Source organism: Methylobacterium sp. A49B, from assembly GCF_053346215.1.
The window spans coordinates 15481-41717 of record NZ_JBKFBO010000099.1 but is presented as its reverse complement, the minus strand read 5'-3'; the positions used below and the strand labels follow the sequence as shown (position 1 = coordinate 41717).

Here is a 26237-nt window from a genome sequence, read left to right as displayed (position 1 = left end):
AGGAGAGCACCATGCCTGAGACCCTCGACCCCATCCTCGACCTCACCGCCGGCATCGTGGCGGCCTACGTCGGCCGCCAGGCCGTGGCACCCGAGACGCTGCCTGGGCTGATGCGCACGGTCCGCGACGGGCTGGTGGCACTGCAGGGGCTGCCCGTGACGATCGCCGTCCCGACCCCGCACGAGGCGGCGATCGACCGCCCGACGCCTGCTCAGATCCGCAAGTCGATCCAGCAGGACGGCATCGTCAGCTTCATCGACGGCCGGTCCTACAAGACGATCCGGAGGCATCTCACCGCCCACGGCCTCACGCCGGCGACGTACTGCGAGCGATACGGCCTGCCGGCGGACTACCCGATGATCGCGCCGAGCTACGCCGCGCAGCGCTCGAAGATCGCGAAGGCGATCGGGCTGGGCGTGCCGGGGGCACAGGCGAAGCGGCGGGCGGCGGTGGGGGCGGGCTGACGTCTTAGCCTCAGAGTTCCAAAGGACGTCAGGCCGTATGCCGCCCGTTTTGCAGGAACCCAGACAAGCTGACAGCAGACCAACATTTAGTTTTCATTAACCATACCAAAACTGGGAAGCGCACCTAATGCTTCAATATGATCGTCTAAATAACGGCAACAACCTGGAATTAATATTGTAACGCCAACGTGATCCCGCACCGTCTGCGCTCGCTGGTGAATGGTGGGACGCGCGTTGGGAGATCTCACATGCGTGGAAGCCTGTCGCGCTGGCTTCGTCCCTTCGCTGATGATCAAAGCGGCAACGTCGTGATGATCTTCGGGCTCAGCCTGCCGCTGCTCCTGGGCGCGGGCGGCCTCGTCATCGACTACGGCAATGCCGTGCGCATCCGGGCGGTCGAGTCCAGCATCGCCGATGCAACCGCGCTGCTCGTCGCCAACGCGGACACAGTCGCAGCAGCCACCGAGGGGCTACGTCTCGCAAGTGCTCAGCTCACCTCTCGCTTGGGCACCGCTGGCACGACCGGCGGGTATCAGGTGAACGGAAGCTGGATCGATGGCGCAAACTACCGGGTGACAATTTCGACGACAGTCAAGACGAACTTGCTCCATCTCCTGCCAGGCATGCCCCGACAACTCGTCGTCGGCACCGCGACCACCGTCAACCGAGTCGCGCCGGTCTACCAGACCAGTCCGCCGACTTTCAGCCAGCTGTCGCCCGAAGCAGCGGATTACAACCGCATCTACATGTACTGCTATTCGTCCGATCCCAAGCGTCAGGCAGAAGCCGATAAGGGCCGACGCGGCTTGGTCGCGATCGCCGACAACGGCACTCCTCCGACCGACTACTCGAAGGCCGCTCTACCCACCTGCGGCGCCAACGAGGCTCCGAGCTACATGCTGCACAACGTGCGCAACGCCCGAAGCAATAAATCGATCTGGAACGATCCAAGCCAGGAAACTTATGAATACTACACTGACACGACTATCGATACCGGGCTGCGGGTTCAGTCAATGAGCATGAAGGGCTATCGCGTTAATACGACCGGCAGCCTGACGACTGTGAACATGGTCTCGAACCCGATCTTGGAGACGATCGTCTGCGATAGCCTCAGCGCCTGCAAGAGCAAATCCGACGGTGGGATCCTGCCGAACAGCCACACGACCCACGATCCAGCGACGTCGACTGCGAGCTGCAGCGATGGCAAGTACATGTATTACGGTTGGGAGGACCGCCCACCCAACGCTGGCAGTGATCGGGATTACGACGACATCCGCGTTATCGTCTCATGCCCAACCTTGATCAAGGTAGCTGATAAGAAGCTCAGGATTGTTGAGTAATCCGAGTTCAATCGTTCATCTCTTCAACAGTATCATTCTGGGGCTGTAAATGCCATCCCGCTGCAGAGATCAGCTTCACTCGATCCGAGCGCGATTGCGTTTGGCAGCAAACCACCTCATCCGGAAGGAAGATGGTGCGGCCGCTGTCGAGTTTGCCCTGATCGCAACGCCGTTCCTGAGTCTGCTTGCGGTGATCCTCCAAACCGCCCTGCTGGTCTGGACGGCGCGAAACCTCGATGATGCTCTCCAGCGCGCCGGCCGAAAAATCTACACGGGTCAATTCCAGAAGGCGAATACAGGCCAGACGGACAGCAGCAAACTGCTCTCCGCAATGAAAGCGTCCATGTGCGGCACCAACACTGCACAGGTCGCGACGGCATTCGATTGCAGTTCACTCAAGCTCAACATCGCGTTGAGTACTTCCTTCGCGGCCGGCAGCGTGCCGACACCGCTCGATACGATGACGAAAGATTGGTCCACCGGTTTCGGGACCAGCTACGCTTGCGCGCAGCCGGGAGCGATCGTTGTCTTCACCGCCGCAGTCAAATACCGCGTCGCTTTTAGCTTCCTCTATGCCGGTCTGCCCGGCTTCGGTGATGGGGCGCGGCTACTTCAGTCGACGGCCGTTTTTCGTACGGAACCCTATGACACCTCGTCGGGACAGGGGTGCTGACCCATGAGATGGCCAATGCCCGACAGGATCCGTTACATCCGCAGGTTGTCCGACCTGCGTGACGACACCTACGGTGTCTCAGCCATCGAGTTCGCGCTAATCCTGCCGGTAATGCTGACGCTATTGTTTGGCATCACGGAATTTGGCCGCGCGTTCGATCACTATCGTAAAGTGACACTTCTGGCGCGTACTTTAGCGGACATCACCTCCCAGGGAGACACGCAGACACCGATGGCGGCGGCGACGTTGAGCGACATCTTCGCGTCAGCCAAACTTGTTCTGACGCCCTATCCGAACAGCACAGCTCAGATCGTGATCAGCGCGCTCGGCGTCGCAGCGGACGGTTCAGGGCAGCTGCCTCGAGTGTGCTCCAGTTACGCGACGAGCAACGGCACAGCACGGGCCGTCGGCGCGGCAACAGATCTGAAGGTGCCGGAGGGCTTCCAGCTCGCCGGAATGCGCTACGTCTTGGCCGAAGTGAGCGTGCCGTATCCAGCTTTATTCGGAAGCAATATTATGCGGCTTGTGGGTGGCGCCAATAACCAGTTCACGTTCAAAGCCAGCGTCCCCTGGCCGACCCGCGGCGGTCAAGCGGTAAAATCCACCTACAATGAAATCGTTTTACCCAATGGCAAGGCGTGCTCCTGATCCAACTTGCGATGCCCGAAATGATGCAAATCGAGCTTTAGGTATCCATCACCTTGTCTCAATCGACGCGTGCTGCAGCGATTATTCTGGCATTGTGTTCGAGCTTCGATTGAGCCGTGCGGCAACACTGAACGCGCATGAGCGGTATCCTGGCAACCGCGCTTGATCCAAGAACATGCAAGGAACGACCGGCGGCGCTTTCGGCCGCTCCACCGCGATTGATGCTCGCCCGCCCAGAAGGTCTCGAGCCCTTTCGTGAGCACGCGTCCTGCGCCGACGTCGGGCGCCGGCTGATAACGGCGTTCCGGGCGATGCCGTGCATCGCAATCTATGCGCCGCGCGGTTGGGCCCTCAAACGACATCGAATGGCACCAGTCGCGCTGTACAGTAGACGCGGACGGCAGCGTCGTGTGGATGCGATGAGGGGCCGATGGCCAAAGGCACACAACTGGAACGACAGATGGGTGATCGCGGTCCGACGCAGAAGGGAGCGAAGAAATTGAACTACGGCAGGCTCGGCCTCATCGGCATCGCGGGCCTCGTCGCCCTCTCCATCGTCGGCGGCTCGTTCTATACGGTCGACCAGCGCGAGCGCGTGGTGCTGCTCACCAACGGCGCCGTGGTCGGCGAGGCCGATCCTGGCCTGCACTGGAAGCTGCCGTTCGTGCAGTCGGCCGTGTCGATCAGCGTCGAGTCCCATCGCGTCGAGTTCGACAAGATGGAGGCCTACTCGCGCGACCAGCAGCCGGCGGTGATGAAGCTGTCCGTGCTCTACCACGTCCCGACCGATCGGGTGTCCGAGGTCTACAGCCGGTTCACCTCGACCGCGAACCTCGAAGACCGCGTAGTCGAGCCGAAGGTGCTGGAGCAGTCCAAGAACGTGTTCGGCCAGTTTGACGCCGTGACGGCGGTGCAGGAGCGGGTGCAGCTCAACGCCAAGATGGCGGCCGCCATCCACGAGGCGATCGGCGGCATGAACGCGCCCATCGTCATCGAGGCCGTGCAGATCGAGGACATCCAGTTCTCGCCGGAGTACATGCGTTCGATCGAGCAGCGGATGCAGGCCTCCGTCGAGGTCGACCGGCTCAAGCAGAACGCCCTGCGCGAGAAGGTCCAGGCCGAGATCGTCGGCACGAAGGCGGGTGCGGAAGCCAACGCGATCCGGCAGCGCGCGCAGGCAGAGGCCGACGCGACCAAGCTGCGAGGTGACGCGGAAGCCAGCGCGATCCGGGCGCGAGCCGAAGCGCTCGGCTCGAACCCCGGCCTCGTGGCGCTGACGCAGGCCGAGCGCTGGGACGGCAAGTTGCCGACCACGATGGTGCCGGGCGGCACGATGCCGATGATGAATGTCGGGAAGTAGGCGCGCACCGATAGCCGGAAGGCGGGAGGGATCATGCAGACCGTGAGCACCGGGACCGGATCGGGACCCGACACCTTCGACGTCCTCGTCCGGACGATGCAGGTGCGCTACGATGCGCTGGCCTCCGCCGATCCGCGCCGCCTGTTCGCCACGGACGCCGGCGACCTCTTCGCGGTCTACCTGGAGCACCTGCCGCCGGAGCAGCGCCAGTATCACACCTGCTCGTGCTGCCGGACATTCCTCAAGCGCTTCGGCGGCCTCGCAGCGATCGACGCGCGCGGCACCGTCGCCCCTGCGCTATGGGAGCCGGAGAGCGCCCCTGAGCCGTACCGCGCGGCCGTGGTGGCGATGGCCAAGGCCGTGCGGGCGGCGCCGATCACCGCCCCGTTCCTCGCGAGCGATGCGGTCTGGGGGAGTCCTGAGGCTGGCGGCTGGACGCACTTCGCCGTGCGGCCCGAGGCGGGATCCCGCTACCTGCCCGGCACCCTGACCGCCCGACAGGCGATGGCGGCCCGCCGCGAGGACTTCCGCACGCTGTCCCGCGCGCTCGGCGAGTTCGACCGGGACACGGTGGCTCGCGCGCTGACGCTCCTCAAGGCCGAGGCGCTCTATCGCGCTGAGAAGGTGATCGGGCCGGCGACCTTCCTGCTCGACCTGCACGACGCGATCGGTCACCTGAAGGGGCCGGCGGCCACGCGCGGGCCACTGCGGGATAACCTGATCTGGCGGGCAATCGCGACAGCACCGCCCGGCTTCTGCACGCCGCGCGGCGCCATGGTTGGCACGCTGTTGGACGACATCGCCGCCGGGATGCCGTTCGGGAACGTCAAGCGGCGCTTCGACGCCAAGATGCACCCGCTGCTGTACCAGCGCCCGCAGGCCGCGCCGAAGGCGGGCACGATCGCGCAGGCCGAGAAGCTGGTGGCCGAGCTCGGCCTGGAGCCGGCGCTGCACCGCCGCTACGCCCGGCTCGCCGAGATCCCGGCGCTGTGGCGGCCGACGCCTGAGCCGGAGGCGGCCGGCCGCGGCGGCGTGTTCGGCCACCTCGCGGCGAAAGGCGACGCCGCGCCACCGCCGCTCGACATGCCGGCCCAGGCGATCACGTGGGTGAAGTTCGCCCGCACGGTGCTGCCGACCGCACGGCGGATGGCGGTCTTCACCGAGCCGAACATGAACCTGTGCGGGCTCGTCACGGCGCTGCACCCGGACGCGCCGCCGATCCTTCAGTGGGACCGAGCTGAGGCCCGCAATCCCGTCTCCTGGTACGTCTATCACGGCGGCTCCTCACCAGAGGAGTGGGGCCTGCCGCGCGGGGCCTGGGTTGACGTCGCCGCCGCGGTCCTGCAGCCGTCGCTCTGGGCGGACGAGGACGCGTTCCCGCACCAGGGCAAGAACGCGCTCCTCGTGCTCGCGGGTGCCCGCGACCAGCGCGAGCCCGGGCTCTGCCTATTCCCGGAGACCCTGCGGTCGGATCTGCACGGCATCCGGGCGGTGGTGGAGGCCTACAGCAGGACGCGGCAGATCCAAGGACGCGAGGAGTCGGACGCGAACGGCCTCGTCGTCGGCCGCGGGGATGGTCGGCACCGCATCCGCGTCACGGACGCGACCGGCACGGCCTGCTACCGGATCGACCGGTGGGACTGAACGGATCTTCTCCGCTGCAGCATTCGGTCTGGGATCGCACCGTCCGATACAGAACATCGCCGGCGCATGTTGTCGCAACGGCCACGCTTTCATGACCGGGAACATGCTAGGAACGACAAGCGGCGGTTTGGGCCGCGTTTCCGTGTGTGATGTCGTCCCGTCCGGAAGGTCCTGATCCCCCTCGCGAACCGTTCACCTGTGCCGACGTCGAGGGCTGGCTGAAGGCCGCGTTTCGGGCGATGCCGTTCACGCCGATCTATGCGCCCCGCGGCAACACGCTCCGCAGCGCCATCGACAGTCAGCCCAGCGCCACCTTCGACATCCTGGCTTTCACCGGCACCGTACTCGGTGACCGGTCGGAGGAACGGAAGATCCTGCTGCTCTGGGCCCGGGCGATCGCTACAGAGGGTGAGGTCGGCGGCTCGATTTCCGAGTACTGCTCGGCGCGGGGCTGGTATCGCAGCAAGTTCGATCGCACGCGGATCCGGGCTTGCCAGAAGATCGCCGCCGAGAAGAACCGCGTCGACGGCCGACGCTGATCTATGTTCGGCCGCGATCCATCGAAAATGCCGCAGCGGTCAAGTTTCCTCTTGACGATGCGGAAACGGGCGCTGGACCACAGGCGGGTTGCTGCTTCGCGCTGAAGCTGCACAGCATTGGGGATCCGCCGTGGGACGTGGTCGTAAGTCGCCTTCCATCACCCTCGCAGGCGCGGGGTCATCCAAGATGCAGGTCGAGACGCTCGGCCGCGACAACGATCCGACGCCCGAACGCCTGTCGCGGGCCGGCCTGAAGACCACGATCCAGCTCGGCACCGGCCGCCTGCAGGTGATCAACCCGCCGCGCGGCTTCATCGGGTTCGACGGCGTCGTCCGACTGTCGCAGGCGCCGCTAGATCGCCTCGCCGCCCGGGACCAGCTAGACCCGGTAAGCCCGGACCGCAACCACAACCTCTTCCAGGCCGGCGACAAGCTGCGCGACCATCACCACATGGCCGGGCTGTCCGGGTTCGCGGCCAACGATCTCAACGGCTCCGGAGGCGGCCATCCGTCCTCGCGCACGCCGATCACGGAGACGATGGAGAAGCACCGCCGCGCGATCCGGATCGCCGAGGGCGCCATGGATCGGGACGCGTGGATCGCGGTGCGTGCGATCATCATTGAGGAGCAGACCCTCGTCGAGACCGGCCGGGCGTTCGGCTACGGCAAGGAGCACGCTGCCTCCGCCGTCGCCCTGGATCGATTGCGCCGTGGCCTCGGCGCCTTGGCGAGCCTGTGGGGCTACCTGCCGCCGGAGCGGCCCGAGCGCGCTGCGCCAGCCGCGGCCAACGATGCTGCACCGGCTGCAAAGGAGAGCGCAGCATGAGGTAGCTCCACATTCCAGAAGCTGAGCCCGGCTATACCAGTTTCGTGTTCGCCTTCAGCCTCGCGCGTGCCCGTCCATTGGCATAATAAAATCTTGCAGCACAGCGCTGGAGGATTTTTATTATGCTAAGGCTTCAGTTCATTAATCCACCCAATGATGTCGATCCCGCATGGTTTGCCACCGCGTCGGCAACGAACCTTATATCTATATTCGCATTGCTCGTAGGAGTCGCCGCTGGTTTAGTAGCCTGGTTCGCCTGGCGGACAACAGCAAGGCACAATTCTAATGAACATGTACACAAATTATTTAGTGAGTATCTTCGCCTAAGACTTGATCATGACGACGACGTATCTGGAAGTGGAGCAAGCGATATAACGGATCTAGCGGGGTTTAAGCTATATATATTGGAGGAAATGTACAATTGGGTTTTTTTACAAGAAATCCTACAATCTAGAATTGGATTTTTGCAGCGAAAACATATTAGAAACGCCTTAAACGACAACATAGAAGCATGGAAGCGCACTATTATAGTTCATGTATTGCAAAATTTTGACGGAAGTAGGCAAAGCATTGAAGATTTTGCTTGTTGTTATAGCGTTGCATTTATAAAGTTTGTGGCATTCGAGACGAACGACACCGACTTAACCCGTCTTGCTTCTATTCACGACCTCGCCTTACAGAATAAGCAGCGGCGACCGCTCGGGCGAGGCGAGAAAAAACTCCTTAACGAAGTCGCCTCTCGCGAGCGAGCTCAGGAAGCCTCAGATTAAGACGCTGCCTAGCTTGACGGCTGGGCGGCTGATCCCGTACACATAGGTCTGTTGCAGAGGTGCGCCCTGGGCCGGAAACGGTCGCGGGGCGCACTCGTATTCAGCTCCCTCCACTCTCCTGCTAGGATCGCCCGCGATGATCGGATCGCCGCGGTGACCCAGCGCGACATGGCCGAGCGCGTCGCCGAGCTCCGTACGCTCGCCGACCGGATCCGCATGCCGGACCACCGCTTCACGGCCGAGCATTTCATGATCGCCCGGGACGAGCTGCGCACCGCACTCTACCGGTTCGACCGCGACATGTGCGGCCAGCGCCGCGAGAGGCCTCCGGCACCGTCTGCGATCGCCCGCCACCAGGATCGCCGACGCGCCGCGGTCTTGGCGAAGCGCCCCTGACCCCTCGTCTCACCTGAGACGCCCGACCCCGCTCCGGCGGGGTTTTTCTTTGGAAGCGCCAGATGAACCTGACCGAGGCCTACCGGGCACGGGTCGATGCCGCGTGGAACGCGATCGCCCCGAAGCGCATCGCCGCGATCCAGTACGGCGAGGACGCGATCCACGTGCTGCACCCCACCAAGGGTTGGCGTCGGATCACCCACAAGCGCCTCGGGATCGTCTGATGATGCCCGCCCAGCGCTCCGCGCTCCTCGACCTGTGCGCGGCGATCCTCCGCTGCGACTGCGCCACGCCGGACATGCGCTTCCGCGCCCGCAACCTGCAGATCCGGGTGAGCCTCGAAGGTTCGCTTGGAAGCATCTTCGCCTGATGCCCGCCTCCAACGACAACGGTGGCGGCCCGGCCGGCTCGTATTCACGCGCCTACGGTCCAACCGAGGTCGTGATCGTCGAAGCGCAGAAGCACGAGCGCAGCCCGTACTGGCGCATGGTCCGCCTCCCCGGCGCGACCGTTCAGTACGGCTACCGCACCGTGCGCGATGCCGTCATTGGCGAGGCCGCCCGCACCCTTCCCGTCTCCGGAGCCGCCGCCCTTTGACCGCTTCCCAGCGCCGGCGGGTCGCCGCCACCTATCGCATGATCGACGCGCTCCCGAAGTCGGGGGCCCTCGTCGTCGTCCACGCCCACAGCGCCATCGGCCCGATCCGGGACCTGATCGTCCGCCGCCTGGGCGACGTCATGGCTCGGGACGTGCGCGTCGTCTGCGCGCCCACCGAGAACGACGAGGTGGCGATCGCCGGCGGCACCGAGCTGCCCGTGTTCCGCGAGCCCTTCGTCGAGGAAGCACGCGCCCACGCCATCGCGCTCGCCGAGGCGCGCGGCCCGGCGCTCCTGCGCCTGCGTCCGTAGGCCTCCCATGGACGGCCTCATCCTCGACGTCCCCGCGCCCGAGCACGTCGCCCCCTTCGTCCCGCCGCTCTGCCTGTCGCCGCTGACCGCGCAGGTCCTGGTGATCGCCCTGGTGCTGTTGCTCGGCATCGTCCTGTTTCCGGGCAAGAGCTCACGACGCTGACATGCCCGAGCTGATCGAGCGCTTGGCGCCACTGCCCTTCATCGCGGTGGCGCTGGTGCTCCTGCTCGCCGTCGCCGGCATCGACGCCCACCATCCCTGCCGCTCGGCCGCGCTGTCGTTCCGCGACGTGCTGCTGATCGGCGCTCTCCACTTCGCGCTCGCCGCCTGCGTCCTGGTCGCGGCCATCAATCTGGGGCACGCCGCATGAACACGGTCTTCGCCCTGATCCTGGTGTGCGCCGCCTCGACTGCGCAGCCCGAGTGCACGCGCGAGACCGCGCTCAACGTCGCCACCATCAAGGTGCCGTCCGTCTTCGCCTGCATGATGACCGGTCAAACGACCGTCGCGCGTGAGGAGCTGCTCGGCGATGGCCGCTACACCAAGGTGGTGTGCGGCGGACGGCCATGAGCTCGCGTCGCCGCCTCGCGTGGTCGAACGAACTCAGCCGGATCCGGTCCGATCGCTCGACCCGCCCCGAGGTGCGTGAGGAGCGCCTGCGCGCGACCCGCTCGTCGGCCGTCGCCCTGTCCGCGTGGCGTGGTGTCTCCGGACGCCGCTACGTCGTCGCAGTCTTCTCGCTCGACCAGGCCGTCTCATCCGACGCGCCCGGCGCCGTGTTCCTGGCGGTCCGCCGCGGTGAGGGCGGCCTTGCCCGCATCGTCGGCGCCGGCCATCGCGGCGCGATGTGGGAAGCCCTGGACTGGGCCCGGTCGGACCGCGCCAACGAAGTGCACCTCTACCAGCTCGCTGAGTCGGACGAGGAGCGCGATCGCATCGTCGAGGACCTGGTGGGTGACGATGCGCTCTGAGCCGCGCCACCGCCTCGACCTCTGGTCGCTGCTGGACGTCTACCGCTGCACGGCGGAGATCTGGATCGAGGCCAACACCCAGCTGCCGTTCGCGATCGCGGACGCGTGGCTGACGCTGATGGGGGCCTGACCGTGTTTCGGGCCTGGTACCGCCGGTTCGCCCTGGGCTTCGCCCGGGCGCTGGTAGAGCCGACCCGATCGGCCTAGACTGATCCTGCTCTGAAAAGAGGCGGGAGCCGAGGTACTCGCGATACCTCGAACCGCGTGCTTGGGACACGCATGACCGCAGACAGCCGCTCCGGAAACGGATCGGCGACCACCCCGCCACCGCTCGAGCGGCCGGGGCACCCTGCAACAGGTTATGCCCGAACACCATTCCGAGGCGGCCACACAGCCGTCGCACCGTGCCGCGCCAGCTCCCGGCGCGCCCGCAGACCCCGCATCGAGCGATCGGTGCGGGGTCTTGCGCTTCTCCTTCCCGGAGACCGTCTGCATCGGGTCGGCCACGCTGATCCGGGCTGACAGCCTGTTCGACGTCCTCGCGGCCTTGGTGCCCGGGTCGATCGGCGGCGTGTTGACCGACCCGCCCTATTCGAGCGGCGGCCTTCACGCCGGCGACCGCATCCGCGCGCCGAGCCAGAAGTACCAGTCGAGCGAGTACCGGCACCTCCAGGCCGAGTTCGTCGGCGACAACCGCGACCAGCGCTCGTTCCTGGCCTGGACCGGCCTATGGATGCACCGGGCCCGGCTCGGCATGCGCCCGGGCGCGATCCTGGCCGCCTTCACCGACTGGCGTCAGCTGCCGGTGACGACGGACGCAATGCAGGTCGCAGGCCTCCTCTGGCGGGGCATCGTGCCCTGGGACAAGACGGAAGCGGTGCGGCCCCAACTCGGCCGATACCGCAATCAGGCCGAGTTCCTGGTCTGGGGCACCAACGGCCACCGCGCGTCGGTCGGCCGCGTGGCACCCGGCGCCTACAGAGCGTCTGTTCCCAAGGCGAAGCTGCACATGGCGGCCAAGCCCGTGTCGCTGATGCGTGACCTCCTCGCGATCATCGACGGTCCGGTGCTGGATCCGTTCATGGGCTCGTCGCCGATCGGCGAGGCCTGCGCCGAGCTCGGGCTGCCGTACCTCGGTATCGAGGCCGATCCGCGCCACTTCGACACCGCCTGCCGGCGGCTGGAGGCGGTGGCCGAACGCTGCCCGCAAGCTTGAATTGACCCGGTTCGACTGGCCAAAAATCGGCCGATCGACCTCGCGCGGGCGCCCTGCGCGGCCGCACGATAATGTCCCTTCCCGTGCATCCGAATGGGGTCGCCGCGGATGCACGATAACCTTCCCGTGCCGACCTCGGTCGGCGCGCTGGTCCCCTACGTCCCAGACGAGCTCGACGAGGCTGCTTCCCGGTTCGCCGCGGCCTCCAAGGCCTCGGCGACGCGACGGGCCTACAACGCCGACTGGCGCGATTTCACGGGCTGGTGCGACGCGCACGGGCTCGATGGACTACCGGCTTCCGGTAGGACGGTCGGCCGCTACCTGACCCACCTCGTGGGGCTCGGGCGATCGGTCTCGACGATCGACCGGCGGGCCGCCGCGATCGCCAGCGTCCACCGCGCGTATGGCCACGACAGCCCGACCGCCCGCGAGGAGGTCCGCCAGATCCTGGTGGGCATCCGCAACACGGTCGGCCGGGCCCGCAAGAAAAAGCGGGCTCTGACCGCCGACCTGGTCGCGCAGGTGATCCGCAAGATCCGCGGCCAGGACCTCGTCGCCGTGCGCGACCGGGCGCTGATCCTGCTGTGCTTCGGTGCGGCACTCCGGCGCTCCGAGCTCGTGGCCCTGGACGTCGCCGATCTCGAACGGCACCGGCGCGGGCTGATGGTCCGCCTGCGGCGCAGCAAGACCGATCAGTCGGGCGAGGGCCACTCGGTGGCCGTCCTCGACGGCAAGCTCAAGATCCCGGCCGCCGTCGCAGCGTGGCTCGCGGCGGCGCAGATCGCGGACGGCCCGGTGTTCCGCGGCTGCGATCGCGGCCGCCTCTCGCCGCACCGCCTGACCGGCGGCCAGTTCGCCCGCATCCTCAAGGCTCGCTGCGCCGCGGCCGGCCTCGATCCGGATGAGTTCGGCGGCCACTCGCCCCGGCGCGGCTTCGCGACGACGGCGGGCGACGAAGGCGCCGATCTGCGCCTGACCGCCAACCACATGCGGCACGCCAAGCTTGAGACGACGGCCGGCTACATTGAGGACGGCGACCTGTTCCGGAAGAACGCGGGCGCCGGCTTCCTCTGAGGTCCGGCGTCGTCACCCACGTCAACCGCCAGGGCGCGCACGCCCGCATCGTCCGGTGAACACCTTGGCTGAAGACCTCGACCGCCAGTTGGACCGCCTCGAGGTCCGGCACGGCGACATCCTGGTGCTGCGCACCCGCCGGAAGCTTCCGGCGGCGACTGTCGCGAGGTGGCAGGACGACCTGATCCGCATGTGCCGCGACTCTGGCGTGACCGACGTCACGGCGCTCGTGCTGGACGATTGCACCGAACTGACCATCGAGCGGCCGCAGATGCGCTTGGTGCAGCAGCACCGGGACGTGCCGCAGCCGATGCAGAGCTGCTGACCATGGGCTGCCGCTGCGGCGAACGCCGTACCGCTCTCGGCCAAGGCCTCCGCGCCGCGGCCCGGGGCGATCTCGCTGCCGTTCGTGGCGCCGCCGGCCTCATCGGCCGCACCACTGTCGAGGACGTCGAGGCGATGGCCCGGCGCATGGTAGGCGATGAGCGGCGGCCTGTTCGTCACCCTGGACGCCTCGGCGCTCGCCCGCCTCGGTAACCAGATCGGCGCGGCAGGCAAGGGCGCGCCGCTCGCCCTCGCTCGCGCCATCAACCACACCGGCGCCAAGGCCAAGACCCAGATGGTCCGCGCTCTCGTCCCTCAGACGGGGCTGAAGCGACGGACCATCGTCAAGGCATTGCGAGAGAACAAGGCGAGTGCAGGGTCGCTGACCTACACGATCAAGTCGCACGGCGGGAACATCCGCCTGAAGTATTTCGGCGCCCGCGAGACGCGCGCCGGCGTCAGCGCGGCACCATGGAATGTCCGGTCGGTCTGGCAGGGCAGCTTCATGAAGGCCGGCTGGTGGCCACACCGGGTGGTGAAGTCGAACTGGAACGGGCAGGTCTTCGAGCGGGCCGGCAGCATCACCGGCAACATGCGGGCCGGCTCGCAGACCCGGCGCATGGACCGTTTCACGGTGGTGAAGTCCGGCCTCTTCATACCCGACGAGATGGTTCAGGGCGCGTCGGCCGCGGCCTTCAACAGCACTGCGGCCGCGGACCTACCAGCACGTCTGGAGCGCGAACTCGGGCGCATCCTGGGCGGGTGACCCCACCCCCCCCTGTTCAGGGTCCTCCCTGGGGTCGACCGGTTCTGCGGGCGGGATACCCCGGCATCGCGCCAGTCTGAGCCGCTTCGGAAAGCCTAAAATTTAGGGCTAAAATCGACCGGCGGCGGCGCCCAAATCGCTGTTTTCGCTCGGATATCGCCTCTGGACCGCTTTTTAGCCCCCTAAAATCGGGCTCAAAAGCGCCGACGGGCCGTCCTAAAAAGCCGGAGGCTCCTGCGAGGCCGGGGAGCGCCATGTCGAACCCCGAACAGGTCGTCTCGAAGAGCGAGTTCGCCCGGATCGCCCGCGTTTCTCCCGGTCGGATCACGCAGTGGATCGACGAGGGCAAGATCAGCGGCTCCGGCCTCGTTGGCGAGGGCCGGTCGGCCCGGATCCGGGTCGAGGTCGCGCTGCAGCAGGTCAACCTGCGCCGGGACGTCGGCCAGGCGCTTGGAAACGGGCTGCAGACGCGCCTCACCGGCCCGAGGAGCACCCCGGCGCCAGCTGAGGGTGCGGACGAGGGCGACGGACGGGATCCCTACGGCGGCTGGTCGCCCGACGGGACGAGCGACGACGTCGACCGAAAGCTGAAGCTCGCCAAGCTCGAAGCGGCCGAGCGCTCGAACCGCCTGGACGCGATCGAGGAGGCGGCGAGCGAGGGCCGCTACACCGAGAGCGCCGTGATGCGCGCCGAGATGGGCAAGATCGCCGGCCAGATGCTGCGCATCTTCGAGGGCATGCTGCCCGCCATCGCCACGGCGCTCGCCGGCCAGTTCGAGCTGGAGGCGCGGGACGTCACCCACGCCCTGAACGAGCAGTTCCGCAAGGTGCGCGAGCAGGCCGCCAGCGCAGCCACCAAGCATGCGCAGACGCTGGCCGAGCAGAGCCGGTCCTCGACCTGATGGATTGAGTGATGACGGTCCTGGCCAACGCCGAACGCGCGGCATGGGACGCGATCGCCGCCGCGCTGAAGCCGCCGGCGCAGGTCGACTACCTCGCCTGGGCCGTGAACAACATCGAGTTCTCCAAGCGGGAGAGCCAGGAGGTCGGACGCTACAACCCCGAGCGGTTCTCGTACTTCAACGAGATCCTGGGCGCACTCTCGCCCGCGGACCCCTGTCGGATCGTCACGCTGGCCAAGTCGGCTCAGCTCGGCGGCACCGTCCTCGCCAACGTCTTCACCGGCGGGACGATGGACATGGATCCGTGCGATTTCATGTACGTCCACCCGACGGACAACAACGCCGAACGCTGGTCGAAGATGAAGCTCACGCCGATGCTGCGTGGGACCACTTCGCTCAAGGCGATCTTCCCGGAGAAGAGCCGAGAGGGCGGCAATTCGGTCCTCTACAAGGAACGCGCCGACGGGCTCGGCTCGATCCTGATCTCGGGCGCCAACTCGCCCGCCTCGCTCTCGCAGGTGACGATCCCCCGCCAAGTCCAGGACGATCTGGCGAAGTGGGAGGTCAACTCCGCCGGCGACCCGGAGGTCCAGGCGGACTCGCGCTCGCGCGGGGTGACCTTCGCCAAGATCTTCAAGATCTCGACCCCGCTGGTGATGCCGGGCTGCCGGATCACGAAGAACTACGAGGCCGGGAGCCAGGAGCGCCTGTTCGTGCCGTGCCCGCACTGCGGGCACATGCAGACGCTCGAATGGGAGAACATGCTCCCGCACCTCGACGAGGAGCATCCGGACCGGGCGTTCTTCATCTGCACCGCGCCCGATTGCGGCGCGGCCATCGAGGAGCATCACCGAGCCCAGATGCTCGCGGGCCACGAATGGCGCGCGGCCAACCCGAAGATGAAGCGGATCCACCGCTCGTTCTACGTCTGGTCGGCCTACAGCTTCCTGCAATCCTGGGCGCAGATCGCCTTCGAGTGGTTCCGAGCCAAGGGCGACCCCGAGGCCGAGCGCGTCTTCCTCAACGACACGGTCGGGCAGGCCTTCCGCGCACAGAGCGAGGCGCCCCCGTGGGAGGGCCTGCGCGACCGAGCCGCCGCCGCGGACTACGCCTGCGGGACGATCCCGAAGGGCGGTCTTCTGGTCACGCTCGGCATCGACTGCCAGGACGACCGGGTCGAGTGGCAGGCCGTCGCCTTCGGGCGCAACGGCCGGCGCTGGGTGATCCAGTACGGCGTCACGCCGGGCCATATCAGCGAGCCCGGCACGCGCCGGCTCCTCGACGAGCTGCTGCAGCAGACATGGCCGAACGCGGTCGGGCGTCAGATCGGGATCGATCTCGCGGCGATCGACGGCAACGCCTGGACCGAGGACGTCTGGGGCTGGGCCGGCACGCATCCGGCCGCGCGCGTGATCATGGTGCGCGGCGCCAACCGGGACACCTCGCCGGTCCTGGAGCAGGTCCGCAAGGAGCGCAACGCCGCCGGCAAGCCGCTCAAGTATTCGAAGCGCTTCTTCAACTTCGGCTCGTCCGTGCTGAAGATGGCGCTCTACCGCAACCTCGCGAAGACGGACCCGGCCGAGCCGGGCTTCGTCCATTTCCCGCGGGGTCTGGAGGACACGTACTTCCAGCAGCTGACCGCCGAGCGCCGCGAGGCGGTGAAGCGGTTTGGGTTCGTCGTCTACCGGTGGGCGAAGGACTCGGGCCAGGCCAACGAGGCGCTGGACACACACCTGCAGGCGGAGACCGCGGCCAACCGGCTCGGACTGCGCGGCATGCCGGACCGGCGCTGGGACAAGCTAGAGGCGGAGCGGGAGTGCCTGCTCCCCGCTACCGCCGCACCGTCTCCGCCGGCGACACCCGCCACGCCGGCAGCGCCCGCGGCACCGGCCGCAGCTGCCGCTCCTGTCGAACCGACCTCGTCGGCCGCCCGCCCCCGGTTCGGCGGCATCGCCGCTCTCGCCAACGCCCTCAACCGATCGGGATGATCTCATGGCCACGCAGGCGATGCTCGACGAGGCGCGCGCGGCCTACCACACCCTGATGACCCGTGGCGGGCTGGTGAAGCTCCGCCACTACGAGCGGGAGATGGTCTACAAGGCCGCCGACCCCGCGCAGCTGCTCGCCTACATCGGCCGCCTCGAAGCGGCGCTCGGCGTACCGCTCACGCAGGCGACCCTGCGGCGCACGCCTGGCCGTCGGGTGGTCTTCGGCGGATGAGCCAGATCCGCATCCTGGGCCCGGACGGCGAGCCGGTGGTGCGCATGCGCGCCTCCGGCCGGGAGCTCGCGAGCTCGTTCCAGGCGGCCTCACGTCGGGATACCGACCTGGAGGCGTGGAACCCGCGCAATCCGTCGGGCGCGTCCGCGCTGTTCGGCGAACGCGACACGATGATCGCGCGCGTGCACGACCTCGCGCGCAACGACGGCTGGGCCTCGGGCGGCGTCACTCGTCAGGTCGATGCGATCGTCGGCTCCGGTTGGCGCCTATCGGCCAAGCCGAACGCCCGCTCGCTCGGCCTGCGCACGGCCAAGGGCGGCGTCGACTACGACGCGGCCGACGAGTTTGCCTCGGACATCGAGGCCTCCTGGCGGGACTACGTCGACGACCCGGATTGTTGGTGCGATGTGGGGCGGCGCACCGGCATGGGCGGCCTCTTGGCACTCGCGTTCCGGCACCGGGTGCTGGACGGCGAGGCGCTCGCCGCGATCCTGTGGCGACCGCGCGGCGGTCCGTTCGCGACCGCCGTGCAGGTCATCGATCCCGACCGCCTGTCGAACCCGTCCGACGGCATGGAGCAGACCAAGCTCCGCCAGGGCGTCGAGATGGATGGGGACGGCGTGCCGGTGGCCTACCACATCCGGGTCACACACCCCGGGGACTACTATCTCGGCATGCAGCCGTGGCGCTGGGAGCGCGTCGCTCGCGAGACGAGCTTCGGGCGCCGCATCATCGTCCACGCGTTCGAGGCCGAGCGTGCCGGGCAGGTGCGGGGCACCTCGCCCCTGGCACCGATCGTCAAGCGATTGAAGATGCTCGGCCGCTACGACGAGGCCGAGATGCAGGCGGCCGTGCTCAACGCCATCATGGCGGCTTTCATCGAGAGCCCGTACGACCACGAGCAGCTCGCGCAGCTCATGGACGACAAGCAGGGCAGCGAGGAGCTGTCGGCCTACCAGCAGATGCGCCTTGGCTTCCACGAAGCCGCCCCGATGCGGTTGGGCGGGGTGAAGGTCAATTTCACGGCGCCCGGCGAGAAGGTCACGCTCACCAACCCGACGCACCCCAACAGCGTCTTCGAGCACTTCACCCGTGCCTCGCTGCGCAACGTCGCCTCGGCGATGGGGCTGACCTACGAGCAGCTCTCAAACGACTGGGGGCAGGTGAACTACTCGTCCGCCCGCGCCGCCCTCCTGGAAGTCTGGCGCGGCTTCACCGCCCGCAAGGACCACTTCGCCGCCCAGTTCATGCAGCCGATCTACGCGGCGTGGCTGGAGGAGGCGCTCGACCGCGGCATCGTGAAGGCGCCGAAGGGCGCCCCGGATTTCCGGGCGAAGAAGGCGGCCTACTGCGCCGCGAAGTGGATCGGACCCGCCCGCGGCTGGGTCGACCCGCTCAAGGAGGCCTACGCCTCGATCGAGCGCGTCGACGCGCTGATGTCCACGCGTGAGCGCGAGGGCGCCGAGCAGGGCGTCGACTGGGAAGAGGACGTCCAGCAGATCGCCCGCGAGCGCAAGCGCCTGCGTGACCTCGGCATCGAGCCGGAGGCCGCGCTGCGCGCGCAGCCCGCCGGCGGACAGCAGGCCTCCCGAGACGAGCAGTCGAGGAAGCTCGACGCCACCAAGGAAGAGCGCTGATGCCCAACCCGTTGCTGGCCCGCTTTGCCGGCGAGCCGACGCTCGTCGCCGCAGAGCGCCGTGACCGCTTCGAGGCCTGCCTTCGGGTCGTCATGGCCGACCCGAAGGTCACCGAGATCCTGCGTGAGTCGGCGGTCGCCGGCGACGACTTCTGGCCGGAGGCCGGATCCTGGCGCTCGTACTACCGCCCCTACGTCGTAGTCGACGGCGTGCTGCAGATCCCCGTGAAGGGCGTCCTGCTGCACGACTTCAGCATGGCCTACGGTTCGTACGCGACCGGGTACGTGTACATCCGGAAGGCGCTGGAGCGCGGTCTCGCCGACGACAACGTCAAGGGCATCGCCTTCCTGTGCGACAGCCCCGGCGGCGAGGTCGCGGGCAACTTCGACCTCGTGGACGTGATCTACGCCGCCCGCGGCAAGAAGCCGATCCGCGCCTTCGCACACGAGGCCGCCTACTCGGCGGCCTACTCGATCGCGTCCGCCGCCGACAAGATCTGGGTCGCCCGCACCGGCGGCGTCGGCTCGATCGGCGTCGTCACCGCGCATGTCGACGTGTCGGAGGCGATGAAGGACGCCGGTCTCAAGATCACCTTCATCCACGCCGGCGCCCACAAGGTCGACGGCAATCCCTACGCTCCGCTCCCGGAAGCGGTGCAGCAGCGGATCCAGGCCCGCATCGACGGGCTCTACGACGTGTTCGTGTCCACCGTGGCACGCAACCGCGGCCTGAAAGAGAAGGCGGTCCGAGCGACCGAAGCCCTCTGTTTCTCGGCCGACGAAGCGAAGGCCAACGGCCTCGCCGACGATGTCGGCTCGCTTGAAGACGCCGTGGCCGCCTTCGTGGCCGAGCTCAACCCCTTGGAACAGGACGAGACCATGATCACGCAGGAGGCCCTCGACGCCGCCGTTTCCACCGCTCGCGCCGAGGGCCGGGCGGAGGGTGAAACTGCAGGCCGTACCGCCGGTGAGAGCGCCGGTGCGACCGCCGCGAAGACCCGCATCAAGGCGATCCTCGGCTCCGACGAGTCGAAGGGTCGCGAAGACCTCGCCCAGCACTTCGCCTTCGACAGCGACCTGCCGGCCGAGGCCGCGGTCGCCGCGCTCACCAAGGCGCCGAAGGCCGCCGCCGCGGCGCCGGAGAAGCCGAACCTCGCCGCCGACATGGCCGGCGAGCGCCGTGTCGAGCTGGGCACCGAGGGCGGCGCGGATCCGTCGAAGATGTCGGCTGCCGAACGCGGCGCCGCCGAAGCCAAGGCCCTGCTCGGCCTGCGCTGAACCGGCCTGACGGCCTCACCCTCCCTCCCGCAGCCGGAGCGCCGCGATGACCGACTACGCCATGTACGACCCGACCTCGCTGCGCTGCGGCGTCAGCCAGCGTGATCGGCAGATCACCGTCGCCTCGGGCGCCAATGCCTCCGGCGCCGTGCTCAAGCGCGGCACTGTGCTCGGCCGGGTGACCTCGACCGACAAATACGTCACCAGCGTCAAGACCGCGGGCGACGGCTCTCAGGTGCCGGCGATCGTGCTGGCCTTCGACATCGATGCTTCGGCGGCCGACGTCGTCTGCTCCGGCTACGACGACGGCGAGTTCGTCGCCGAGAAGATGACCTTCGACGCGAGCTGGACCGCCGCGACCCTGGAGGCCGCCCTGCGCGCCGCCGGCTCGAAGATCTACGTCCGCTCGGCCGGCGTCCTCGGCTGATCCCACCCACCCTTCCCGGCAATCCTCAGGGCCCCTCGCGGGCCCTTTTTCTTGGAGCCCGCGATCATGGCGCTCGACGTCAACTCCACCGCCCAGCTGCTCGGCGCCTTCGGCGTCCTCGACCGGCCGAGCCGGTTCATCCTCGACACCTTCTTCAAGTTCTTCCAGCAGTTCGACTCCGAGGAGGTGTTCTTCGACCAGGTGCAGCGCGCCCGGCGTCTGGCCGCGTTCGTCTCCGACACCGTCGAGGGCCAGATCCTGCCCTCGCGCGGCTACGCCACGAAGAGCTTCACGCCGCCCACCGTGCGGCCGAAGCACGTCGTCGAGCCGTTCAAGGCGCTCAAGCGCCGCGTCGGGGAGCGTCTGCTCGGCGAGTTGACCCCGGAGCAGCGCTTCGACCTCACCATCCTCGACAACATGCTGCTGCAGGACGACGCGATCACCCGGACCGAGATCTGGATGGCGCTGCAGCTCCTGCTCTCCGGCTCCGTGGTGTGTCAGGGGCCGAAGTATCCGTCCAAGACACTCAGCATGGGCCGCGATCCCAGCCTCACCGTGGCGCTGACGGGCGCGCTGCGCTGGGGCCAGACCGGCGTCGATCCTCTCCAGAACATCCGCGCCTGGTCGACCCAGGTCCAGCGGGTGTCCGGCTTCAAGCCGCGCACCGTGCTGCTCGACCCGCTGGCCGGCGACATGCTGATCAACTCGGCGACCGTCACGAAGGTCATGAACTCGTACCGGCAGACCGCCGGTAACATCGACCTCGCGGGCAAGACCACCGGCGGCGCGGTCGGCCAGGAGGTCGCGTTCCTCGGCTCGCTGCCCGAGTTCGACTTCTGGCAGTACCAGGAGCTCTACGAGGACGACGCCGGCAATATCCAGCAGTTCATGCCGAACAACACCGTCATCCTGGCCAACATCGACGCGCTCCAGGGCATCAAGACCTACGGCGCCGTGCGCGATCGCCGCGCCGGCTTCAAGGCCATGCCGCGCTTCCCGAAGGTTTGGGACGTCGAGGAGCCCGCCGCCACGCTGCAGAACATGGCTTCCGCGCCGCTGCCGCTGTTCGGCTGGATCAACGCCTCCCTGGCCGCGACCGTCGCGTAATCGCCTCCGGGCCGGCTTCTCGCCGGCCCAGCTCGCCGGGCGCCGCGTCGCCCACCGGCCCGCCGCCGGACCGATCCCCCATCAATTTTCGGAGGCGCCCCATGGCGACCAAGACCATCGTCGCGAACGTAACGCTTCACCTGCCCGGCAAGGGACACGAGCCTTTCAAGATCGACGCCAACGGCGCGGTTGCCGGCGGCAAGTACGTGGTGAAGGCGGTTCCGCCCGGCACGCCCGCGGAGCTCGATGCCGACGAGGCCGACGCCCTGATCGCGGCCAAGATGGCCGAGGAGTACAAGCCGGCCGAGACCGAGAAGGCTGCAGCCCCCGCCAAGGGCGCCGCCTCGCAGTCGGCCTGAGGTTGACGGATGCCGTTCGAGGACGAGTGGCTCGCGCGCCAGGGCGACCTTGAGGCCGCCTTCAGCGAGGGCTTCATCCTCGAACCGCAGGCCGCGCCGGATCTGCCTGGCCCGTCGGGCCGGGGCGACGTCAATGGGCGCCCGGTGTCGAGCTCCTTCCGCGCGGCGCTAGCGTTCTCGGGCACCTTCGTCGATGCAGGCGCGGTGCTGCACGCCCACGGGCGGCGCATGGCCGACAGCGCCTCGCACGGGATCTCCGCGGAGCGCCCGATGATCGACGTCGCTCAGGCAGCGCTGCCGCAGCGGCCGCAGATCGGCGACATCATCCGCCGGATGAGCACCGGCACCGTGTTCACGGTCCAGGGGTACCTGCCCGAAGCGCCGGTGCGTGCCTGGATCTACCTCGCCGAGGGCGAGCGCCGACAGGATCCACTCCGATGAGCCTGATGCGCACCGCCCTGCGCCTTCAGGCGATCGAGGCGCTCAACAGCGACCCGGTCATCGACGCGATGGTCCAGGGGCGCGTCTACGACTCGCGCATCGCGAATTTCGATCATCGCGAGCCCGTGCCGACCATCCTCCTCACCTCCGAGGAAACGAAGGGTGAGGCGTGGTCGCACCAGAACGGCGGCGCCCCGTTCGGGCTGGCCTGCGATCTGGTCCTGGAGATCGCGATGAACGCGGTCGGACAGGTCAGCGTCGAAGGCGGGGATCCGTTCGAAGCCATCGGCTACGCCGCCACCGATCGCGAGCTCGAAGCCGACCTCGATCTCATTGAGGAGCGGGCGATCGAGATCCTGACCCGGGGCGAGACGACCGCCGCGCAGCTGCTGCGTACCGTCGTCAAGCGGGTGCCGACCGTCGCTTGCTCGCGGTTCGCCACCGACCAGACCGGCGAGAAATTCGCCGTGCACCTCGTGACCTTGCGCGTCGAACTGTTCACGCCGGAGGACGCGGATGCCTTCGACGTGCCGACCGGGCCCTACGCGCTCCTGCCGGAGCCGCTGCGTACGATCGCCGAGGCGAGCGACCCGGCCGGCTCCGTCCGCTCGACCTGCGACCTCCTGGTGAGCCGCCTTTCGCCGCTCCCTGTCCCGGTCGAGCCTGCGCCATTCACCGGCGCCGACATGATCCTGGCCCCGCAGGTCCTCGACGCGGACGACGCGCCGGACCGGGCCGCCGACCTCGCCGCCGGCCGCACCATCGCGGTCACCGCCACCATCCCATCGCCCTGAGGCTCCTCGATGCTCAAGCACGTCGCCCCGATCGATCCCAGGGCATCGATCCCGGATCCGGAGCGCGGCCAGTTCCTGCCGCCCGAGGGTCGGACCGTTCCGTGGACCCCGTACTGGGCCGGCATGGCGATGCGCGAGGAGATCACGGTCTCCGATGCGCAGGACGAGCCCGTCGCCGCAGCGGAGTCGCCGGCGACCGTCGAGGCCGAGCCCGCGCACGGGGCGCACCCCGACGCCTGACGCCCCCGGCCGCCCGCGGCCCTGATCCCTCACCCCTCCCGCCTCACGGCCGTCCCTCCGGGCGGCCTTTTCTTTTGGAGCGAGCCCGGACATGGCCGTCGCCTTCAACAACATGCCCGGCGATATCCGGGTGCCGCTGTTCTACGCCGAGGTGAACGCCGGCGTGCCGCCCTACTCGGGCCTGTCGCGCCAGATCCTGATGGGTCGCGCGCTGGCGAGCTCGCCGCTGGTGGCGCTCAAGCCGCAGAACATCGGATCGGCCGATCCGAACTACCTGGCCGGCAAGGGCTCGATGCTCGCCGACATGATCGCCTGGGCGCGCGCCGGCAACCCGACCGGCGAGCTGTGGGTGATGAACGTCGGTGATCCGGCCGGCGGCGCGGCCGCGACCGGCACCATTGCCATCACCGGCACCGCGACCCAGTCCGGCACGCTCGTGCGCTACGTCGCCGGCGAGCGCTACTCGGTTCCGGTGGCGGTGGGCGACACCGCCGCGACCGTGGCGACCAACCTCGCCGCCAAGATCAACGCCGGCTACACCCGGTTCAACCGCCGCATGGGGGCGCCCGTCACGGCCGCGGCCACGACCGGCACGGTGACGCTCACAGCCAACCACGTCGGCTCCGAGGGCCTCGGCATCCGCATCGAGGCCGGCCTCGACGGCGACGAGATCGAGGTGCCCGGCCTGACCGTGACCATCACGGCGATGTCGGGCGGCACCGGTGAGGTCGACATGGCGGCGGCCTTCGCGGCGCTCGCCTCCACGCAGTTCGACTGGATCTGCGGGCCCTACGCGTCGGTCGCGCAGCTGAACGCCGCCCGCGACTTCCTCTCCGACGCCGGGTCGGGCCGGTGGTCGCCGACGGTGGGCCTCGACGGGCACTACATCACCGCCAACAACGGCAACTTGTCGGCGCAGACCACGCTGGGTGCTGCGCGCAACGACCGCCACACCACCATCCTCGGCGTGCTGAACCACCCGCACCCGCTGTGGTCGATCGTGGCCGGCGTCGGCGGGCTCACCGCGTTCTCGAAGAACCTGGGCCGCGCGCTCACGGATGCCGTCGAGATCGCCCGGCCGCTGCAGACCGTTGTGGTCCAGGGCCTGCGGCCCCCGAAGGCGCTGTCCGACCGCTGGGCGCTGTCCGACCGCGACAGCCTGTACCACAACGGCATCTCGGCCCTCGTCGTGAACGCCGACGGCACGGTGGCGATCGACCGCCTGCTCACGACCTACCAGACGAACGCGTACGGCTCGGCCGACATCACCTTCCTCGGCATCGAGACGATGGCGATCGCTGCCTACGTGAAGCGCTACCTCCGCCTGATGGTCACCTCGACCTATCCGCGGTCCGTCCTCAAGGACGTCAACCCGAACGGGGTCCAGGGGGTGGTGACGCCGACCCAGATCCGCACGACGCTGATCCACGCCTACACGGCGCTCTGCAACGTGGCCTGTTTGGTCGAGAAGGTCGAACTCTTCGCCAAGTACCTGATCGTCGAGCGTTCGAGCGATCCGAACCGGGTGAACGCCTATCTGCCGACCGACGTGTCGAACCAGTTCACCGTGTTCGCGGCCAACATCACGATCTTCCCCGAGCTCACCGACGGCAACGCCGCGCTCCAGTAGCCGCTGAGAGGCCCGCGGACGCGCCCTGAGGCCGTCCGCGGGTCCCGCCGCATCCGACGCCTTCCCAGCCACAGCGCCGCGCCCGTGAGCGCGCTCCGGAGACCACAGCCATGTCCGGCAACAAGGGCGGGCGGTTCACGCTCGACATCAACGGCCAGTCCTACAGCGGGCGCGCCAAGGCGACGATCAGCCCGGCCGGGGCCACACGCGAGAACGTGGCCAATCAGGACGGCACGAAATCCTCGATGGTGAAGCCGAAGCTCCCCTCGCTGGAGCTGACCTTCGACCGCGGCGTCGGCCTCGTCTGGGACGAGGACATGATGCTGCAGGACCTCAACGTCACCTTCGTCGAGACCGACGCGAAGCGCACCCACCTGTACACCGACGCCTCGTGGTCGGGCGACCCGTCGATCGACACGGAGAGCGGCGAGGTCTCCGGGCTGAAGATCGAGTGCGCGGCGGCGAACTATCAGGTCACCTGACCCTCGCGTTACCGGCGCGGATCGACTGCGTAGTTGACGATCCAGTAGGCGCTCGGCTCGCCCGGCTTGTGGATCTTCGACAGGCCTGAAGTCATCTCGCGGACTTCCAGGATGATCTTGTCGCCCTTGTAGAAGACGCGGCACGACCCGGCGAGGCGTCCCCGGCGCCAGAGCTCGTCGGCGGCGGCGTTGTCCTTCTGGTCGATCAGCTCCAGCGCCCGGACCATCAGGTCCCGGCTCTCGCACGCTATCATCTCCGTCTGCAGCTCGCCCGGCATCGCCGCTCGCACCACGGTCGCGCACCCGACCAGCGCGACCGCCATTCCTACCCGCAGCATCCGGCTCTCTCCTGTGACGGGCCCATGCAACCACAGGTGACGCCCATGTCCAAGACCGTCCGCATCCCGCTGCCGGAGCCGCTGCCCGGCCACAAGGGGCCGATCACCGAGGTCGTGATCCGCCGGCCGACGTTCTCGGACTACCTCGACTGCGGCGGCGAGCCCTACTCGATCGGGCAGAGCGAGGAGGGTGCGCTGTTCTCGATCGAGAAGCCTGAGACGATCAAGGCGTACATCAACGCCCTGGTGGTCGAACCCGATACGTTGCTCCTGGAGCAGTCCGACTTCCTGGTGGCGCGAGAGGTTCGCAAGGCGATCCTGGGTTTTTTCCAGGCCGCCGCCGAGGACAGCGCGGCCTCTCCGAGCTCGCCGACGACGTAGCCCTCGTCCTCGAAAAGTCCTTCGCGGAGGTCGAGGACCTGCGCATCGACCGGCTGATCTACTGGTTCAGCCGGGCGGTGAT

38 protein-coding genes are annotated in these 26237 nt (G+C 67.9%); 37 read left to right on the top strand and 1 reads right to left on the bottom strand.

The features are described 5' to 3' along the window. Positions 1–11: 11 nt before the first annotated feature. The 36 genes from ACLBX9_RS16800 (at position 12) to ACLBX9_RS16625 (ending at position 25436) form a co-directional block, all read left to right on the top strand. Entirely contained in the window at positions 12–464 is a 453-nt protein-coding gene (locus ACLBX9_RS16800) for a MucR family transcriptional regulator (protein ID WP_447718774.1), read from the top strand. A 248-nt stretch (positions 465–712) separates the two neighbouring features. Then, positions 713–1804: a hypothetical protein gene (locus ACLBX9_RS16795; RefSeq protein ID WP_447718775.1), complete on the top strand. Its 1092-nt coding sequence runs from the start codon at positions 713–715 to the stop codon at positions 1802–1804. Positions 1805–1904: 100 nt separating this feature from the next. Beyond that, positions 1905–2477 (top strand): TadE/TadG family type IV pilus assembly protein, encoded by a 573-nt coding sequence (locus tag ACLBX9_RS16790; protein ID WP_447718776.1) that lies wholly within the window; start codon positions 1905–1907, stop codon positions 2475–2477. Positions 2478–2492: 15 nt separating this feature from the next. Next, positions 2493–3125: a TadE/TadG family type IV pilus assembly protein gene (locus ACLBX9_RS16785; RefSeq protein ID WP_447718777.1), complete on the top strand. Its 633-nt coding sequence runs from the start codon at positions 2493–2495 to the stop codon at positions 3123–3125. A gap of 460 nt (positions 3126–3585) precedes the next feature. Then, entirely contained in the window at positions 3586–4485 is a 900-nt protein-coding gene (locus ACLBX9_RS16780) for an SPFH domain-containing protein (protein ID WP_447719761.1), read from the top strand. A 33-nt stretch (positions 4486–4518) separates the two neighbouring features. Continuing rightward, positions 4519–6129 carry a hypothetical protein gene (locus ACLBX9_RS16775; protein ID WP_447719760.1) on the top strand — a complete coding sequence of 537 codons (1611 nt, stop codon included), beginning with the start codon at positions 4519–4521 and terminating at the stop codon, positions 6127–6129. Between the two features lie 149 nt (positions 6130–6278). Beyond that, positions 6279–6668 carry a hypothetical protein gene (locus ACLBX9_RS16770; RefSeq protein ID WP_447719759.1) on the top strand — a complete coding sequence of 130 codons (390 nt, stop codon included), beginning with the start codon at positions 6279–6281 and terminating at the stop codon, positions 6666–6668. 187 nt (positions 6669–6855) lie between these two features. Beyond that, entirely contained in the window at positions 6856–7494 is a 639-nt protein-coding gene (locus ACLBX9_RS16765) for a hypothetical protein (protein ID WP_447719758.1), read from the top strand. A 122-nt stretch (positions 7495–7616) separates the two neighbouring features. After that, the gene (locus ACLBX9_RS16760) at positions 7617–8264 is read left to right on the top strand and encodes a hypothetical protein (protein ID WP_447719757.1); all 648 of its coding nucleotides are present in this window, start codon (positions 7617–7619) and stop codon (positions 8262–8264) included. Positions 8265–8417: 153 nt separating this feature from the next. Beyond that, positions 8418–8660 (top strand): hypothetical protein, encoded by a 243-nt coding sequence (locus ACLBX9_RS16755; RefSeq protein ID WP_447719756.1) that lies wholly within the window; start codon positions 8418–8420, stop codon positions 8658–8660. 62 nt (positions 8661–8722) lie between these two features. Beyond that, positions 8723–8884, top strand: a complete 162-nt coding sequence (locus tag ACLBX9_RS16750; RefSeq protein WP_447719755.1) for a hypothetical protein — start codon at positions 8723–8725, stop codon at positions 8882–8884. Continuing rightward, entirely contained in the window at positions 8884–9030 is a 147-nt protein-coding gene (locus tag ACLBX9_RS16745; RefSeq protein WP_447719754.1) for a hypothetical protein, read from the top strand. Before ACLBX9_RS16750 ends, ACLBX9_RS16745 begins: the two co-directional genes overlap by 1 nt. Next, on the top strand, positions 9030–9257 hold the full coding sequence (locus ACLBX9_RS16740; protein WP_447719753.1) for a hypothetical protein: 228 nt from the start codon (positions 9030–9032) through the stop codon (positions 9255–9257). The genes ACLBX9_RS16745 and ACLBX9_RS16740 overlap by 1 nt, the downstream gene beginning before the upstream one ends. Continuing rightward, a complete protein-coding gene (locus tag ACLBX9_RS16735) occupies positions 9254–9568 on the top strand; it encodes a hypothetical protein (protein ID WP_447719752.1) in 315 nt (104 codons plus the stop codon). The genes ACLBX9_RS16740 and ACLBX9_RS16735 overlap by 4 nt, the downstream gene beginning before the upstream one ends. 7 nt (positions 9569–9575) lie before the next feature. Next, positions 9576–9731 (top strand): hypothetical protein, encoded by a 156-nt coding sequence (locus ACLBX9_RS16730; protein ID WP_447719751.1) that lies wholly within the window; start codon positions 9576–9578, stop codon positions 9729–9731. Between the two features lies 1 nt (position 9732). Further along, the gene (locus tag ACLBX9_RS16725) at positions 9733–9939 is read left to right on the top strand and encodes a hypothetical protein (RefSeq protein WP_447719750.1); all 207 of its coding nucleotides are present in this window, start codon (positions 9733–9735) and stop codon (positions 9937–9939) included. Continuing rightward, entirely contained in the window at positions 9936–10139 is a 204-nt protein-coding gene (locus ACLBX9_RS16720) for a hypothetical protein (RefSeq protein ID WP_447719749.1), read from the top strand. The genes ACLBX9_RS16725 and ACLBX9_RS16720 overlap by 4 nt, the downstream gene beginning before the upstream one ends. Continuing rightward, positions 10136–10540 (top strand): hypothetical protein, encoded by a 405-nt coding sequence (locus ACLBX9_RS16715; RefSeq protein ID WP_447719748.1) that lies wholly within the window; start codon positions 10136–10138, stop codon positions 10538–10540. Before ACLBX9_RS16720 ends, ACLBX9_RS16715 begins: the two co-directional genes overlap by 4 nt. Continuing rightward, positions 10524–10670: a hypothetical protein gene (locus tag ACLBX9_RS16710; RefSeq protein WP_447719762.1), complete on the top strand. Its 147-nt coding sequence runs from the start codon at positions 10524–10526 to the stop codon at positions 10668–10670. The genes ACLBX9_RS16715 and ACLBX9_RS16710 overlap by 17 nt, the downstream gene beginning before the upstream one ends. A gap of 333 nt (positions 10671–11003) precedes the next feature. Then, positions 11004–11756: a DNA-methyltransferase gene (locus ACLBX9_RS16705; protein WP_447719747.1), complete on the top strand. Its 753-nt coding sequence runs from the start codon at positions 11004–11006 to the stop codon at positions 11754–11756. Positions 11757–11882: 126 nt separating this feature from the next. Then, entirely contained in the window at positions 11883–12830 is a 948-nt protein-coding gene (locus ACLBX9_RS16700) for a tyrosine-type recombinase/integrase (protein WP_447719746.1), read from the top strand. Between the two features lie 64 nt (positions 12831–12894). Further along, positions 12895–13155: a hypothetical protein gene (locus tag ACLBX9_RS16695; protein ID WP_447719745.1), complete on the top strand. Its 261-nt coding sequence runs from the start codon at positions 12895–12897 to the stop codon at positions 13153–13155. Positions 13156–13311: 156 nt separating this feature from the next. After that, positions 13312–13920 carry a hypothetical protein gene (locus tag ACLBX9_RS16690; protein ID WP_447719744.1) on the top strand — a complete coding sequence of 203 codons (609 nt, stop codon included), beginning with the start codon at positions 13312–13314 and terminating at the stop codon, positions 13918–13920. A gap of 254 nt (positions 13921–14174) precedes the next feature. Further along, positions 14175–14822, top strand: a complete 648-nt coding sequence (locus tag ACLBX9_RS16685) for a hypothetical protein (RefSeq protein WP_447719743.1) — start codon at positions 14175–14177, stop codon at positions 14820–14822. A gap of 11 nt (positions 14823–14833) precedes the next feature. Beyond that, on the top strand, positions 14834–16810 hold the full coding sequence (locus ACLBX9_RS16680; protein WP_447719742.1) for a phage terminase large subunit family protein: 1977 nt from the start codon (positions 14834–14836) through the stop codon (positions 16808–16810). A 4-nt stretch (positions 16811–16814) separates the two neighbouring features. Then, positions 16815–17042 carry a gpW family head-tail joining protein gene (gene gpW / locus ACLBX9_RS16675; protein ID WP_447719741.1) on the top strand — a complete coding sequence of 76 codons (228 nt, stop codon included), beginning with the start codon at positions 16815–16817 and terminating at the stop codon, positions 17040–17042. After that, on the top strand, positions 17039–18679 hold the full coding sequence (locus ACLBX9_RS16670; protein WP_447719740.1) for a phage portal protein: 1641 nt from the start codon (positions 17039–17041) through the stop codon (positions 18677–18679). Before gpW ends, ACLBX9_RS16670 begins: the two co-directional genes overlap by 4 nt. Then, positions 18679–19956 carry a S49 family peptidase gene (locus ACLBX9_RS16665; protein WP_447719739.1) on the top strand — a complete coding sequence of 426 codons (1278 nt, stop codon included), beginning with the start codon at positions 18679–18681 and terminating at the stop codon, positions 19954–19956. The genes ACLBX9_RS16670 and ACLBX9_RS16665 overlap by 1 nt, the downstream gene beginning before the upstream one ends. 46 nt (positions 19957–20002) lie before the next feature. Beyond that, positions 20003–20383 (top strand): head decoration protein, encoded by a 381-nt coding sequence (locus tag ACLBX9_RS16660; RefSeq protein WP_447719738.1) that lies wholly within the window; start codon positions 20003–20005, stop codon positions 20381–20383. Between the two features lie 66 nt (positions 20384–20449). Continuing rightward, the gene (locus tag ACLBX9_RS16655; RefSeq protein WP_447719737.1) at positions 20450–21490 is read left to right on the top strand and encodes a major capsid protein; all 1041 of its coding nucleotides are present in this window, start codon (positions 20450–20452) and stop codon (positions 21488–21490) included. Positions 21491–21591: 101 nt separating this feature from the next. Then, positions 21592–21849, top strand: coding sequence for a hypothetical protein (locus ACLBX9_RS16650; RefSeq protein ID WP_447719736.1), 258 nt, complete (start codon positions 21592–21594; stop codon positions 21847–21849). Positions 21850–21858: 9 nt separating this feature from the next. Continuing rightward, positions 21859–22290, top strand: a complete 432-nt coding sequence (locus ACLBX9_RS16645; protein WP_447719735.1) for a hypothetical protein — start codon at positions 21859–21861, stop codon at positions 22288–22290. Continuing rightward, positions 22287–23084, top strand: coding sequence for a hypothetical protein (locus ACLBX9_RS16640; RefSeq protein ID WP_447719734.1), 798 nt, complete (start codon positions 22287–22289; stop codon positions 23082–23084). The genes ACLBX9_RS16645 and ACLBX9_RS16640 overlap by 4 nt, the downstream gene beginning before the upstream one ends. A gap of 9 nt (positions 23085–23093) precedes the next feature. Then, positions 23094–23324, top strand: coding sequence for a hypothetical protein (locus ACLBX9_RS16635; RefSeq protein WP_447719733.1), 231 nt, complete (start codon positions 23094–23096; stop codon positions 23322–23324). A 91-nt stretch (positions 23325–23415) separates the two neighbouring features. Next, complete coding sequence (locus ACLBX9_RS16630) at positions 23416–24954, top strand: phage tail sheath subtilisin-like domain-containing protein (protein ID WP_447719732.1); 1539 nt, start codon at positions 23416–23418, stop codon at positions 24952–24954. Positions 24955–25064: 110 nt separating this feature from the next. Next, positions 25065–25436, top strand: coding sequence for a phage tail tube protein (locus ACLBX9_RS16625; protein ID WP_447719731.1), 372 nt, complete (start codon positions 25065–25067; stop codon positions 25434–25436). An 8-nt stretch (positions 25437–25444) separates the two neighbouring features. Here ACLBX9_RS16625 and ACLBX9_RS16620 read toward each other — a convergent pair whose 3' ends face one another. After that, positions 25445–25774 carry a hypothetical protein gene (locus ACLBX9_RS16620; RefSeq protein ID WP_447719730.1) on the bottom strand — a complete coding sequence of 110 codons (330 nt, stop codon included), beginning with the start codon at positions 25772–25774 and terminating at the stop codon, positions 25445–25447. A 45-nt stretch (positions 25775–25819) separates the two neighbouring features. Here ACLBX9_RS16620 and ACLBX9_RS16615 point away from each other — a divergent pair, with 45 nt between their 5' ends. After that, complete coding sequence (locus ACLBX9_RS16615; RefSeq protein WP_447719729.1) at positions 25820–26155, top strand: hypothetical protein; 336 nt, start codon at positions 25820–25822, stop codon at positions 26153–26155. The last annotated feature ends 82 nt before the right edge of the window (positions 26156–26237 follow it).

Coding starts and splice junctions, on each gene's coding strand:
- ACLBX9_RS16800 (WP_447718774.1), top strand. CDS start 12: ATGCCTGAGACCCTCGACCCCATCCTCGACCTCACCGCCGGCATCGTG.
- ACLBX9_RS16795 (WP_447718775.1), top strand. CDS start 713: ATGCGTGGAAGCCTGTCGCGCTGGCTTCGTCCCTTCGCTGATGATCAA.
- ACLBX9_RS16785 (WP_447718777.1), top strand. CDS start 2,493: ATGCCCGACAGGATCCGTTACATCCGCAGGTTGTCCGACCTGCGTGAC.
- ACLBX9_RS16780 (WP_447719761.1), top strand. CDS start 3,586: ATGGGTGATCGCGGTCCGACGCAGAAGGGAGCGAAGAAATTGAACTAC.
- ACLBX9_RS16775 (WP_447719760.1), top strand. CDS start 4,519: ATGCAGACCGTGAGCACCGGGACCGGATCGGGACCCGACACCTTCGAC.
- ACLBX9_RS16770 (WP_447719759.1), top strand. CDS start 6,279: ATGTCGTCCCGTCCGGAAGGTCCTGATCCCCCTCGCGAACCGTTCACC.
- ACLBX9_RS16765 (WP_447719758.1), top strand. CDS start 6,856: ATGCAGGTCGAGACGCTCGGCCGCGACAACGATCCGACGCCCGAACGC.
- ACLBX9_RS16760 (WP_447719757.1), top strand. CDS start 7,617: ATGCTAAGGCTTCAGTTCATTAATCCACCCAATGATGTCGATCCCGCA.
- ACLBX9_RS16750 (WP_447719755.1), top strand. CDS start 8,723: ATGAACCTGACCGAGGCCTACCGGGCACGGGTCGATGCCGCGTGGAAC.
- ACLBX9_RS16745 (WP_447719754.1), top strand. CDS start 8,884: ATGATGCCCGCCCAGCGCTCCGCGCTCCTCGACCTGTGCGCGGCGATC.
- ACLBX9_RS16740 (WP_447719753.1), top strand. CDS start 9,030: ATGCCCGCCTCCAACGACAACGGTGGCGGCCCGGCCGGCTCGTATTCA.
- ACLBX9_RS16730 (WP_447719751.1), top strand. CDS start 9,576: ATGGACGGCCTCATCCTCGACGTCCCCGCGCCCGAGCACGTCGCCCCC.
- ACLBX9_RS16725 (WP_447719750.1), top strand. CDS start 9,733: ATGCCCGAGCTGATCGAGCGCTTGGCGCCACTGCCCTTCATCGCGGTG.
- ACLBX9_RS16720 (WP_447719749.1), top strand. CDS start 9,936: ATGAACACGGTCTTCGCCCTGATCCTGGTGTGCGCCGCCTCGACTGCG.
- ACLBX9_RS16715 (WP_447719748.1), top strand. CDS start 10,136: ATGAGCTCGCGTCGCCGCCTCGCGTGGTCGAACGAACTCAGCCGGATC.
- ACLBX9_RS16690 (WP_447719744.1), top strand. CDS start 13,312: ATGAGCGGCGGCCTGTTCGTCACCCTGGACGCCTCGGCGCTCGCCCGC.
- ACLBX9_RS16685 (WP_447719743.1), top strand. CDS start 14,175: ATGTCGAACCCCGAACAGGTCGTCTCGAAGAGCGAGTTCGCCCGGATC.
- ACLBX9_RS16680 (WP_447719742.1), top strand. CDS start 14,834: ATGACGGTCCTGGCCAACGCCGAACGCGCGGCATGGGACGCGATCGCC.
- gpW (WP_447719741.1), top strand. CDS start 16,815: ATGGCCACGCAGGCGATGCTCGACGAGGCGCGCGCGGCCTACCACACC.
- ACLBX9_RS16670 (WP_447719740.1), top strand. CDS start 17,039: ATGAGCCAGATCCGCATCCTGGGCCCGGACGGCGAGCCGGTGGTGCGC.
- ACLBX9_RS16665 (WP_447719739.1), top strand. CDS start 18,679: ATGCCCAACCCGTTGCTGGCCCGCTTTGCCGGCGAGCCGACGCTCGTC.
- ACLBX9_RS16660 (WP_447719738.1), top strand. CDS start 20,003: ATGACCGACTACGCCATGTACGACCCGACCTCGCTGCGCTGCGGCGTC.
- ACLBX9_RS16655 (WP_447719737.1), top strand. CDS start 20,450: ATGGCGCTCGACGTCAACTCCACCGCCCAGCTGCTCGGCGCCTTCGGC.
- ACLBX9_RS16650 (WP_447719736.1), top strand. CDS start 21,592: ATGGCGACCAAGACCATCGTCGCGAACGTAACGCTTCACCTGCCCGGC.
- ACLBX9_RS16645 (WP_447719735.1), top strand. CDS start 21,859: ATGCCGTTCGAGGACGAGTGGCTCGCGCGCCAGGGCGACCTTGAGGCC.
- ACLBX9_RS16640 (WP_447719734.1), top strand. CDS start 22,287: ATGAGCCTGATGCGCACCGCCCTGCGCCTTCAGGCGATCGAGGCGCTC.
- ACLBX9_RS16635 (WP_447719733.1), top strand. CDS start 23,094: ATGCTCAAGCACGTCGCCCCGATCGATCCCAGGGCATCGATCCCGGAT.
- ACLBX9_RS16630 (WP_447719732.1), top strand. CDS start 23,416: ATGGCCGTCGCCTTCAACAACATGCCCGGCGATATCCGGGTGCCGCTG.
- ACLBX9_RS16625 (WP_447719731.1), top strand. CDS start 25,065: ATGTCCGGCAACAAGGGCGGGCGGTTCACGCTCGACATCAACGGCCAG.
- ACLBX9_RS16620 (WP_447719730.1), bottom strand. CDS start 25,774: ATGCTGCGGGTAGGAATGGCGGTCGCGCTGGTCGGGTGCGCGACCGTG.
- ACLBX9_RS16615 (WP_447719729.1), top strand. CDS start 25,820: ATGTCCAAGACCGTCCGCATCCCGCTGCCGGAGCCGCTGCCCGGCCAC.